The 12,729-nt window shown below is 40.0% G+C and carries 6 protein-coding genes; 4 read left to right on the forward strand and 2 right to left on the reverse strand.

The window, feature by feature from the left end; all coding sequences use genetic code 11:
• Positions 1-95: 95 nt before the first annotated feature.
• Positions 96-3,422, forward strand: coding sequence for a hypothetical protein (locus NH454_RS04970; protein ID WP_253038381.1), 3,327 nt, complete (start codon positions 96-98; stop codon positions 3,420-3,422).
• A gap of 303 nt (positions 3,423-3,725) precedes the next feature.
• On the forward strand, positions 3,726-6,392 hold the full coding sequence (topA, locus tag NH454_RS04975; RefSeq protein ID WP_253038383.1) for a type I DNA topoisomerase: 2,667 nt from the start codon (positions 3,726-3,728) through the stop codon (positions 6,390-6,392).
• Positions 6,393-6,476: 84 nt separating this feature from the next.
• Here the strand turns inward: topA and NH454_RS04980 are convergent, their stop codons facing one another.
• The gene (locus NH454_RS04980) at positions 6,477-6,719 is read right to left on the reverse strand and encodes a hypothetical protein (RefSeq protein ID WP_135924959.1); all 243 of its coding nucleotides are present in this window, start codon (positions 6,717-6,719) and stop codon (positions 6,477-6,479) included.
• 238 nt (positions 6,720-6,957) lie between these two features.
• Between NH454_RS04980 and NH454_RS04985 the strand changes: the two genes are divergently transcribed.
• Positions 6,958-7,506 carry a TIGR00645 family protein gene (locus NH454_RS04985; protein ID WP_135924956.1) on the forward strand — a complete coding sequence of 183 codons (549 nt, stop codon included), beginning with the start codon at positions 6,958-6,960 and terminating at the stop codon, positions 7,504-7,506.
• A gap of 60 nt (positions 7,507-7,566) precedes the next feature.
• Here the strand turns inward: NH454_RS04985 and NH454_RS04990 are convergent, their stop codons facing one another.
• Complete coding sequence (locus tag NH454_RS04990; RefSeq protein ID WP_253038385.1) at positions 7,567-9,192, reverse strand: alpha-glucosidase family protein; 1,626 nt, start codon at positions 9,190-9,192, stop codon at positions 7,567-7,569.
• A 675-nt stretch (positions 9,193-9,867) separates the two neighbouring features.
• On the opposite strand from NH454_RS04990, the gene NH454_RS04995 reads away from it, so the two are divergent.
• Positions 9,868-12,657: a TonB-dependent receptor gene (locus NH454_RS04995; RefSeq protein WP_135924951.1), complete on the forward strand. Its 2,790-nt coding sequence runs from the start codon at positions 9,868-9,870 to the stop codon at positions 12,655-12,657.
• Positions 12,658-12,729: the final 72 nt, after the last annotated feature.

The raw sequence follows: 12,729 nt of genomic DNA on the forward strand, positions 1-12,729 counted from the left end.
AATCTGATAAAAAAATTATGATATTCGTTCAATTTTTAGGTTAATATTAGGTAAATATATAAATAAATTTAAAATAGCTAACTAGGGAGAGGTCAATGCCTTTATTGCGATGGCTAAGTATTATAGTTTTCAGCTCATTGTTAGTTGCCTGTGGCGGCGGTGGGTCGTTAGAGAACGATAGCGGTTCACTTGATGGAGGGGATGGTGGTACGACTGATACCCCAAGTTACTCTGTATCTGTGAAAGGTTATACAGCGGGCACAAATGAAGAGTCGAGTTCTGTAACGGTCGAATCACCATTAACTATTTCAGCAACTCTGACCAATCAGGGGGTTGCTGTATCTGGTGAAGTGATAACTTTTAGTCTTGATGGTAGTATTGGCTTGATAACACCTGCTTCTGGTACTAGCTTGACCGATTCAAATGGTGTTGCATCAATTACTGTCACTGCAGGTGATACGGCAGGAGCTGGTATCATTACTGCATCCTACATAGTTGGTGAAGAGACTTTTAGTGATACTTTTGGTTTCACATCCGATGGTTCACAAACGGGTGATAGCAGTGGCACAGTTTCATTAGGGCTTTCGATTGTTGACAGTTCTGGTTTACCTTTCTCTTCAGACAACCCGGTTAGTAAAAACAACAAAGGAACGGTTACAGCTACTTTACTTGATGAAAGCACTCCAATTGCTGGCCAATTGATTTCGTTTACTACAAACTTCACAGGTAAAATTACACCCGTACTAGGTACTGCGCTAACAGATGAAAATGGCCAAGCAAATGTCACTTTAAGTAGTGGCGATTCAAAAGGCGCTGGTCAAGTTATCGCAACATATACAGATGAAAATGATAACACCATTACGAAAAGGGTAGGTTTTATATCAAATGGTGATGATGCTTCTTCTGATGCTGCCCAATACTCAGTGTCTGTTCTAATGCTAACAGGCTGCAACCCTTCGTGGGATCAAAATCGAAATAATGTGAAGCTTGATCCAACTTCGCAAGCTTCTGGCTGTACTATTACTAATTCAATTTCATCAACCGAGTTAGGTGATTTATTTGTAGAAGTAATAAATGACCAAGGCGGTGATGGTGTTGCTAACTCATTGGTTGATGTAACAACTGATCTTGGTTCTGTATTACCTTCTTCAGGTCGAGCTCTGACTGATAACTTTGGTGTTGCACTTTTAAAATTACAGCCAGGAAATACAGGCGGTGCTGGTACTATTTCGGTGTCATCGTTAGGTGAAAGTGCAGATCTTAACTTTGCTGTTGGTATCGCTGATCTAGTGTTAGAAGTTGATAATGGACTAAACACAGATAGTGAAGGCAATACAATTCCTTTGAAAGCGGGTGGTAGTACTATTATTGAAGTTACCCTTCGCGACGAGCAAGGTAATTTATTTACCACGCCTACAGAAGTAGAATTTAACTCTACGTGTGTTTCAAATAATGACTCGACAATTGATGCATCAGTACAATCGTCAGCAGGTATTGCAAGCTCAACATACCGTGCTAACGGCTGTTCAATCAATGATGTGGTTAATATTACAGTTGAAACGGGCGGCAAAAATTTTACGGCGTCTACTGTTATACCTGTTGAAGTATCGGCTGTTCAATCAATACAATTTCTTGATGTTTCGGAGCCAGTGATTGCGCTTCCACCTGGTGAAGGTGGTTTACCAACACAATCAGTCGTTCGTTTCAGATTACTTGATGCGGATGGTATTGTTTCTGCACAGCAACGTATTGATTTTAAATTGACGGACTCAGTAGGTTTAGCAAAATTAACGCAAAGAACTGCTAATACAGACAACAATGGTGTTGTACAAACAACAGTGACTTCAGGCATCGTTCCTGGGCCACTTGTCGTTAAAGCATGTTTTGTTTCTAAAGAAGATGTTGCTGCCTTGCCTGAAGGTGATGATTTATCTTGTTGGACAGATGAAGTTGAACTATGCGAAGCTGAACCAAGCAATGAAATTTGCCCAGCAGGGACACTTCACTTAGTACCTTTAACTGAGCAAATTAACGCAGTGTCATCTCAACTTGCTTTATACTCTGGTGTTACAGATCAAAACAGTTTTGACTTAAGCCCAGAAGTCTTAAATCCAAATGCATTAAATTATAATGGCGTCACTAATAACCTGACAGTTTATTTTGGTGACCAATTTAATCAATTCAATAGTGATGGTGTTGAATCAACCGTTTTAACTGAGTCAGGTGTTATAGGTTCACAAAGTAATGAAGCAGTATGTCGTACTACTGATGCATCATGTGTTGTTACATGGCGCTCTCAGGGGGAACGACCTTTCTATGACTACAAATGGGGTAATAGAATTGGTGAAATTGATGGTAATACTGCAACTACTGAAGGAATAAACCCTAAAACTGGTGAAGTAAACTGCGACCCTTATTTTGGTATTGCAGCCCCATGTATTGGCACCTTAGTTCGCGCTAAAAATGATCCAAATGGTGTAATTCGAGGTGGACGAACAAGCATACTTGCGGTAGCGAAAGGTCAAGAGAGCTACGAGGATGAGGAGTCATCAGATGGCGTTACTCGTCGAAACGGGTTATTTGATGTTGGTGAATATTATACGTTATATGATTTACCTGAAGCATTTAATGACCACAATGAAAATAATACCTTTGACAAAGCTAACTGTAGCGATGCAACCAGAGATTCTTACGATGCTGATTCAGACCCATGCTCGGAGAAAAATTCACGAGGCGGTCATAATGAAACATGGCGAGATCTTGATAATGATGGTGTATATGACGGCCCTGATGGTAAATATAACGGATTGTTATGTAGTGAAGCTGCCTTTAATGCTGGGCAATGTACGCGTGATTTAATTGAAGTTCGTAAGCAGATTGAAGTAGTTATGTCTGGTGATGAACCTTATGTACGATTCGCCGTATTAAAATCAAATGAAGTTGTGACTGCTCCTTACGAAGTAGTTGTGCCAGCTGATTGTAGTTCGACATTTGCAGGTGGCTTTGAAGAATCAGATAATGCAAGCTGGTGTGATGTTGAATCGATTGATTTGTCGAGTGTTACACGCCCTAACCCGAATTACGATGAGGATGATCCTGATTCAGGCCCAGAAGATATTGATATAGGTTTAACGGGTATCAATATCCAAATTTTCTACAGTGATGAATTTGGTAATCCATTACCTGCAGGTACAGAGGTAACAATTACTGCAGACAATGGTGATTTTTCTATACTGCAACATCAAGATATTATCGGAAGCACAAATAGAGACTCAACAATGTCTTCAAGTGTACGTATAGCTCGAGAGGTTGACGGTAACCAAGACGCAGATGGTGTGCTGACCATTACATTTAATTTCGAGAATCAATTTGGTACTACAAAAACAGTAAGTAAATCAATTGCTATACTTGATGATAAATAAATTTAAGCACAATTAAATTTAAAAAATGCCAACCAGAAGGTTGGCATTTTTGTTGCTGTTCTATATATTCCCCTTGAAATTACCGCAAAACACCACATTGACTAAATTAGCAACAAAAATTGTTTAATTATTCAGTCAATGAAGAAAAGTTTCGATTAAAAGCTTGTAACAATTGGTGTTTGTAGATATACCTATAAATATTCGTGCTCCAATGTTAAAAAATCATACTTATTTGTTTAATGTGATGGATATACATTTATAAGGGCAAAAAACTTTAAAACTTTCGGTCAGAAATAGGCAACTATGGGCAAATCACTAGTAATTGTAGAGTCTCCGGCAAAGGCAAAAACAATTAACAAATACTTAGGAAAGGATTTTATCGTCAAGTCCAGTGTTGGGCATGTGCGTGATCTTCCAACTTCAGGTTCAGGCAAAACGAAAACAGCGGCGACCAAAACGCCTGCTGAAGTTCGCAAAATGTCACCAGAAGAAAAAGCTGCCTATAAAAAGCAACGAGATTATAAGAATCTTGTTGCCCGCATGGGGATAGACCCTGAAAAAGGTTGGGAACCACATTACGAAATACTGCCAGGCAAAGAAAAAGTTGTTCAAGAATTAAAAAAGCTTGCTGAAAACGCCGATAAAATCTATCTCGCAACCGATTTGGATAGAGAAGGGGAAGCAATTGCATGGCACCTCGAACAGATTATTGGTGGCGAGCCTGAAAAGTATAAGCGAGTTGTTTTTAACGAAATTACTAAAAATGCAATTCAACAAGCATTCGAAACACCGGGTGAACTAAACACTGATATGGTTTACGCACAACAAGCGCGTCGTTTTCTTGACCGTGTAGTGGGCTTTATGGTGTCACCATTACTTTGGGCTAAAGTTGCTCGTGGTTTATCAGCCGGTCGTGTGCAATCTGTTGCGGTGCGTTTACTCGTTGAGCGTGAGCGTGAAATCAAAGCATTTATCCCTGAAGAGTTTTGGGATGTACACGCTGATGTTAAAAATAGTGAAGCTGCATTACGTTTAGAAGTTACGAAACACGCTGACAAAGCATTTAAGCCTGTTAATGAGGCGCAGGCAATGGCTGCGGTTACTGACCTAGAGAAAGCTCAGTACAAGGTTGTTAGCGTTGAAGAAAAGCCAAGCAAGAGTAAGCCTAGTGCACCATTCATTACCTCAACCATGCAACAGGCTGCTAGTACACGTTTAGGCTATGGTGTTAAAAAGACTATGATGCTGGCTCAACGCTTATATGAAGCGGGTCACATTACTTATATGCGTACCGACTCAACCAACTTATCAAAAGATGCGGTTGAAATGTGTCGTGATTACGTAACCGAGCAATTTGGTGAAAAGTATTTACCAAAAGCACCGATCAGTTACAGCTCGAAAGGCAATGCACAAGAGGCGCACGAGGCGATACGTCCATCAAGTGTCTCGGTATTATCAGGCCATTTAGATGGTGTTGAAGCCGATGCGAAAAAGCTCTACGAATTAATTTGGCGTCAGTTTGTTGCTTGTCAAATGGTACCTGCTGAATATGACCTAACAACTTTAACCGTAGGTGCGGGTGATTATCAGCTAAAAGCAAAAGGCCGTGTACTTCGCTTTGATGGTTGGACAAAAGTTCAGCCAGCTGTTCGTAAAAAGAATGAAGAAGATCAATCATTACCAGCTGTAAAAGAGGGTGATGTACTAACGCTTGTTGAGTTAGATCCTAAGCAACACTTTACCAAGCCACCTGCGCGCTTTAGTGAAGCAAGCTTAGTTAAAGAGCTTGAAAAGCGTGGTATTGGTCGCCCTTCAACTTATGCATCAATTATCTCAACGATTCAGGACCGTGGTTATGTGCGCGTTGAAAACCGCCGTTTCTTCGCTGAAAAAATGGGTGAGATAGTTACTGACCGCTTAGTGGAAAATTTTGAAGATCTGATGAACTTTGATTTTACCGCTAAAATGGAAGGTCGTCTGGATGATATCGCAGAAGGTGAGCGCCTTTGGACACAAGTACTAGACAAATTTTACGCAGACTTTTCAACTCAGCTTGAAATTGCTTCAGGTGATGAAGAGCAAGGTGGTATGCGCCAAAATCAAATGGTTGAAACAGACATCGATTGTCCAACCTGTGGCCGTAAAATGGGGATTCGTACTGCGTCAACTGGTGTATTCTTAGGCTGTACAGGTTACAACCTGCCACCTAAAGAGCGTTGTACAACAACCATGAATTTGGTGCCTGGTGATGAAGCGATTGCCGCAGATGTTGAAGATGTTGAAACAGAATCACTAATGCAAATGAAGCGTTGCCCAATCTGTGAAACGGCAATGGATTCATACTTGATAGACGAAACACGTAAACTGCATGTCTGTGGTAATAACCCAGCCTGTAAGGGTTATATCGTTGAACAAGGTACCTTTAAAATTAAAGGCTACGATGGCCCAATTATCGAATGTGATAAATGTGGCTCAGATATGCAGTTAAAATCAGGCCGTTTTGGCAAGTATTTTGGCTGTAGTAATGAAGAGTGTAAGAATACGCGTAAATTACTCAAAAATGGTGAAGCTGCGCCACCGAAAGAAGATCCGGTTCATTTACCAGAACTAGAATGTGAAAAATCAGAAGCTTACTTTGTACTTCGTGATGGTGCTTCAGGTATTTTCTTGGCGGCGAATACTTTTCCTAAGTCTCGTGAAACTCGTGCACCTAAAGTTGAAGAGTTAAAACGTTTTAGAGATCGTATTTCTGAGAAGTTTTACTATTTAGCTGATGCGCCTACGCAAGACCCAGATGGTAACCCATCAATTGTTCGTTACAGCCGCAAAAATAAAGAACAATATGTGATGAGTGAAGTTGATGGCAAAGCGACAGGTTGGACTGCTCACTACCAAAATGGCAAGTGGGTTGAAGAAAGTAAAAAGAAAGCGCCTGCAAAAAAGAAAACATCGACAAAAGCTAAGGAATAATTCCTTAGCTTTTCAAGACAATAAAAAACCGGAGCGCACGTCTTTGTGTCATTCCGGTTTTTTTATATCTGGTTTAACGACAAATTAAATTTGTACGTCTTTTACTTTCTTAAAGCCTTCAGCTTCAAGCTCATCGTTCACACATTTTAGTACGTATGGCTTTAATTCTTCGTTGCTGATGTCATCATCTTTAGCCCAGTTTAAACACATCTCAGTGTATTCTTTGATCATTTCAGCTGATGCTTCAGGTGCTTCGTTAGCGATTGCGTTAGACGCTGACACGCTTAATACAGGTGCCAAAATTAGTGCTAGCAATGCTTTGTTCATTTAATTATTCCTAATCAACATAATTAATAATTACTGGCTTAAAGTGCTCAGTAAAGGTGCGCAAAGGGCATACCGCTTTGCTTAAGTGAATTTATAAACGAAATCTGTAAAAAAGATAACGAAATATTTTTATCGTAAAGATAAACAAAAAATAGTCACAGTAGTGCGCTGCAAATATAGAAATTACTAATAAAAACCGCGTATTATCAAACTAATATTTATGGGAGTGATTTTAGAAATGTCTGAACAGATTAATCAAACTAAAAACAAAAAAGTGCCTTCTACATTAGAGAGAGTCGTCGAAAAATTTATTTTTCGTTCTCGATGGCTGTTAGCGCCATTTTTTATAGGTTTATTAGTCGCTGTAGTCTTATTGTTGTTAAAGTTTTTTAAATATCTTTACAGCATGGCCTTAAATACGTTTTCGGCAACTAATCAAGAGTTATTGGTGGGAATATTAACTTTGGTTGATACTGCGCTTTTAGCTGGGCTTTTGCTTATCATTATTTTTAGTGGTTACGAAAACTTTGTTTCAAAGTTGAATATAGACAATCACGAAGACAGACCTGTATGGATGGGAAAGGTTGGTTTTTCAGGGCTTAAGATGAAATTAATAAGCGCCATTGTCGCTATCTCTGCTGTAGAGCTTTTAAAGGTGTTTATCAGCTCAAACAACCATTCAACGGATGAGTTACTTTGGAAGGTGTTAATTCATGTTACGTTTGTGGTTTCGGGAGTGTTATTTGCACTAACTGACTACATTAATAGTAAAACCATGAATCACTAATCGTGTTATTAGTAATAAAAAAGCCCTGCATTGCAGGGCTTGGTGTTTAACAACTGATAATTAATTCAGGGTTGCATAAAAGCAACCGAACCCGGGCAGAGTGACTGTATTATTGTTTAACTCAGCTGTGTGATGCGATAGCTCCGTATGCAGTGAAGACACTGTATCAGAGATTGTTAACTCGCTACTTTGTGCGCCTAGGTTGAATGCACACAGCATTTTGACGCCTTCAAAGGTTCTATAAAAAGCAAGTACAGGCTCTGGAGTGTTTAAAAACTCAATGTCGCCTTCTAACAGAACATTTTTATCTTTACGCCATGCCATAAATTCACGGTAGGCATTCAAAATCGAATTTTTGTCTTGATCTTGTGCATTAACAGCAACGGCTTTGTGAGCATTGCCTATAGGTAGCCATGGCTTAGCTGTTGAGAAGCCAGCCTGTTCAGTATCGCTTGCGTCCCATGGCATTGGAGTACGGCATCCATCACGGCCTTTAAAGTTTGGCCAGAAAGTAATGCCGTATGGGTCTTGTAAGTCTTCGAAGGCGACTTCAGCTTCACCTAAACCAAGCTCTTCACCTTGATACATACATACGCTGCCGCGTAGTGAAGCAAGCAGGGCGGTCAGCATTTTACATTGCTGCGGATTGATCGTGTTATCTTTACTCCAGCGACTAGCAACACGTTCAACATCGTGGTTACTAAATGCCCAACATGGCCAGCCTTCAGTCATACGCTCTTCTAATGTACTCACGGTATTACGAATATATTCTGCACTGTAATCATTAGTAAGTAATTCAAAGCTATAACCCATGTGGAGTTTATCACCACCTGAGGTGTACTCAGCCATAGTAGCTAATGAGTCTTCTGATGAGATTTCACCTAAAGCAACCGTGCCAGGGTATTTATTTAATAGGGCACGAATGTCCTGCATAAAGCTTAAGTTTTCTGATTGCGTATTATTGTAGTAGTGATACTGGAACGCATACGGGTTATCTTCGCTAAAGCCACGACCCTGACGCTTTTCAGGCGGCTTAGCAGGATTGTCACGTAATTGTGCATCGTGATAACAGAAATTGATCGCATCTAAGCGGAAACCATCAACACCTTTTTTAAGCCAAAACTCCACATTATCTAATACGGCTTTGCGAACTTCAGGATTATGGAAGTTTAAATCAGGCTGTTCTGCAAAGAAGTTATGCAAGTAATATTGACCACGACGCGGTTCCCATTGCCATGCTGGACCACCAAATATAGATAACCAGTTATTTGGTTGTGTGCCATCCGGCTTCGCATCTGCCCAAACGTACCAGTCAGCTTTATCGTTGGTTTTATCTTCACGACTATCGAGGAACCACTGATGTTGATCTGAGGTATGGCTCAATACCTGATCAATAATAATTTTAATATCACGTTGGTGAGCTTGTGCAATTAAATCATCAAAATCAGCAAGGTTACCAAAAATAGGGTCGATATCACGATAATCACTTATGTCATAACCAAAATCTTTCATTGGTGATTTAAAGAAAGGTGAAATCCAAATAGCATCAACACCCAAGCTCTTAATATAATCGATGCGATCAATGATACCTTTGATATCACCAATGCCATCGCCATTGGTGTCTTGGAAACTGCGCGGATAAACTTGATAGATAACCGCACCTTTATACCACTGCTTTTGAGCCATGTTTTTCTCCATCGTGACACTCAGTGTTTGTAAACTGTTGGGCAACTAACTAGATGTTGCCGGAATGTCAAAAGCATACGTGAAGGCTGGGATAGTGTAAAAACTCTGCATACGTATGCACGCTAAATTCATATTTTAATTACTGAAAAAATATCCGTCGTTGCACCAGTTCAATTGGCTATTTCATCTATGAAAAAATTTACCAATTGGCTTTGCTTGTTATTTGTAAAAACAAAAAACCCCAGCTTGGTGCATAAAACAGTTGCTTCTGGCCAAAGTAGTGCAAATAAAATTTGGTAAGACCAATTTCCAGTTTGTCGAACTTTTTCTGTTTATTAACATTACTTCTTTTGCTAACACCCTGTTGAGGAGGCTTTTGTGTTTCTACTGGAGAGTTAGGGTTCAAAATTATGGCGAAAATGTTTCATTCTTATTAAATTGTGCTGGTATCATACTAAAGTTAACAATTACAATGGGTTAAGTCTTAATTGTGTAAATGTATTGTTAATTTTTGAGTGGTTAAACTACGCTGAATACGTATGCATAAATTTGTTAAGGAAATAATCTCGGCGTTAATATTCATTCCGACAACAAAATCAGTCAACGACTTCAGCTATTAGATAATAAATATCTGCATCGCGTTGGCATTACAATTTGGGTAATGGGAAAAGCATCATGTCTATGTTCAAACCAAGTATATTAACTCTGGCTTTAACAGCCGCAGGTTTAAATAGCTTTGTAGCGTATGCTGCAGAAGAAGACCAAAAAGCAAAAAACGATAACGTTGAAGTTATCGAAGTAAAAGGTTTTCGTGGCAGTGTTGTAGAATCTATTAATACTAAACGCTTCACTCCTGAAGTTGTTGAGTCAATCTCAGCAGAAGATATCGGTAAACTACCAGATTCATCAATTGCAGAATCAATTGCACGCCTTCCTGGTTTAACTGCTCAACGTCTAGATGGTCGAGCTAGCCGCGTAAGTGTTCGTGGTTTCAGTGAAAACGAAAGTGCTACTACTTTTAATGGCCGTGAGCAAGTATCAATCGGTGACAACCGTGGCGTAGAATTTGACCTTTACCCATCAGAAATTATGAGTGGCGTAACGGTATATAAAACACCAAGCGCTAGTCTTGATGCAGAAGGTATTGCTGGCGTAATCGACATGCAAACTGTTAAACCTTTAAGCAAAGGTGAGCAAGTTATCATGTTCAATGGCCAATATGAGCAAACTGGTTTTGATAAATTAAACCCAGACGGTGACGATAAAGGTTTCCGCGGTACTGTTTCATACATTGATCAGTTTGCAGATGACACAATTGGTGTTGCATTTGCTTACAATACAATGAGCTCACCTAACCAAGAAAAACGTTGGAATTCATGGGGCTACCCTGAGTTTACCGGTGGAGATGGTAACACGTATTCAATTTTAGGTGGTGCTAAACCATTCGTACGTTCATCGACTCTTGAGCGTGACACAGCGATGCTTGTTATTGAAGCTGCGCCGACAGATCGTCTTAACATGACATTCGATGCTTTATACGTTGATTTTTCGGATGAAAAAATCTTACGTGGTATTGAAGTGCCATTTGCTTGGGGCCAAGGTTCAATCGACCCAAGCTCAGCTGTAATTGATGCTGACTCTGGTTTTATCACAAGTGCAGTAACTGAAGGTCAACGTGTTGTTGTTCGTAACGACTACGAAGAGCGTAACGCTGAGCTAACTCAGTTTGGTTTTAATGCAAAATACGACATCAGTGATGACTGGTCAGTAGAATTTGACGTAAGCCGTTCTGAAGTTGAACGTCAAATCTGGAGTATCGAAAGCTACTCAGGTACAGGTCGTGGTGACGCAAATGGTGTTGCTGATACGATTGGTTACGAGTTTGACGGTGGTAACACTGGCGCGCAATTCAGCCACAACCTTGATTACAGCGATTACGACTTAATCCAACTTGGTGGCCCATTATCTTGGGGTGCAAGTGCTGCACTTAACGATAAGTATGGTTTAACAGGTACTGAATACCAAAATACAGCGCAAGATGGCTTTATCAACGCGCCAGAAATCAATGATGAATTAAGCACATTAAAACTTGCTGCAAGCAAAGTACTTGATAACGCTTACATCAGCCGTGTGTCATTTGGTATGTCTTACCGTGACCGTGAAAAGAGCAAAGTGTCTGAAGGTTACTTCATGACATTAAAAGATTTCTCTTTATCAAACCCAGGTATGTTATCAATCCCTGAGCAATACCGTTTAGGTACAGCGAGCCTTGACTTCATTGGTATGGGCAACATGGTTGCATACGATACCAACGGTTTAGTAAACGACGGTTATTATAACCTTCTTCAAGAAAGCTTAACTGATTCAAAACACAAGACACAATCTTGGACTGTACAAGAAGAAGTAACAGCGTTTTTTGCTCAAGCTGACATTAATGCTGAAATTGGTTCAATCCCTGTAACAGGTAACGTTGGTGTGCGTTATGTGAAAACTGAACAGTCTTCACAAGGCTTTGCCGCTAACACTGTGAATGGTTTAGTTGTTGTCTCACCAACTGATGTAAGCCACGATTACAGCCACTTCTTACCAAGCATCAATTTATCGTTTGCAATTGATGAAGAGCAAACTGTACGTTTTGGTGCGGCGAAAACGATTTCTCGTGCTCGCTTAGATGAAATGAACTCATCAGTTAATGCTTCTTACAATCAACAACCTGATGAAAATGGTAACTACTGGAGTGTGTCAGGTGGTAACCCTGAACTTGAACCAAAAGAAGCAACAGGTTTTGATGTAAGCTACGAAAACTACTTCCATGAAGAAGGTTACTTTGCAGCTGCTGTATTCTATAAAGATATCACTCAGTGGATTTTCGATGGTACTTATGAAATCGACATGAGTGGTGTAGCTGACCCGTCTACCGGTGAAATCCCTGCAACTTCAACCGGTACTGGTTCTGGTAAAGTAAATGGTGGTTCTGGTGACCTATGGGGTTATGAGCTTTCATTAACACTACCGTTCACTATGTTCAGTGAATCACTAGACGGTTTTGGTTTAATCGCAAGCCATACAGGTGTTGAGCAAGACTTAACTGACCAAAATGGTAACGAATATGAGCTACCTGGTTTATCTGACCAAATCGATAGCTTAACAGTTTACTTTGAGCGTAACGGTTTCCAAGCACGTACTAGCATGCGTAAACGTAGTGACTTTAAAGGTGACGTATACGGTTTAGGTTTTGCTACTACACAAGTTGATATTAAAGGCGAAACAATTTGGGATGCACAAATTGGTTATGACTTTAGTGAAGGCGGTGTAGAGAGTCTTGACGGTTTATCTGTAACTTTCCAAGTTCAGAACATCACAGAAGAGCCGTTCACATCACTACAAGGTGATAACTCACTTCAAGTACGTGATTATCAAGACTACGGTCGTACATTCCTGTTAGGCTTCAGCTACAAGCTGTAATGAGCTAAATAGAGATATAAAATTGCCCTTGTGATTTGTTTTACAAGGGCTTTTTTATATCAGTGAGCTACA

The sequence above is a fragment of the Pseudoalteromonas sp. Ps84H-4 genome, assembly GCF_024124645.1.
In the GTDB taxonomy this organism is placed as follows: Bacteria; Pseudomonadota; Gammaproteobacteria; order Enterobacterales; family Alteromonadaceae; genus Pseudoalteromonas; species Pseudoalteromonas lipolytica_C.

Excerpts from the sequence above, each read along its gene's own strand:
- NH454_RS04970 (WP_253038381.1), top strand. The coding sequence starts at position 96 with ATGCCTTTATTGCGATGGCTAAGTATTATAGTTTTCAGCTCATTGTTA.
- NH454_RS04985 (WP_135924956.1), top strand. The coding sequence starts at position 6,958 with ATGTCTGAACAGATTAATCAAACTAAAAACAAAAAAGTGCCTTCTACA.
- NH454_RS04980 (WP_135924959.1), bottom strand. The coding sequence starts at position 6,719 with ATGAACAAAGCATTGCTAGCACTAATTTTGGCACCTGTATTAAGCGTG.
- NH454_RS04990 (WP_253038385.1), bottom strand. The coding sequence starts at position 9,192 with ATGGCTCAAAAGCAGTGGTATAAAGGTGCGGTTATCTATCAAGTTTAT.
- NH454_RS04995 (WP_135924951.1), top strand. The coding sequence starts at position 9,868 with ATGTCTATGTTCAAACCAAGTATATTAACTCTGGCTTTAACAGCCGCA.
- topA (WP_253038383.1), top strand. The coding sequence starts at position 3,726 with ATGGGCAAATCACTAGTAATTGTAGAGTCTCCGGCAAAGGCAAAAACA.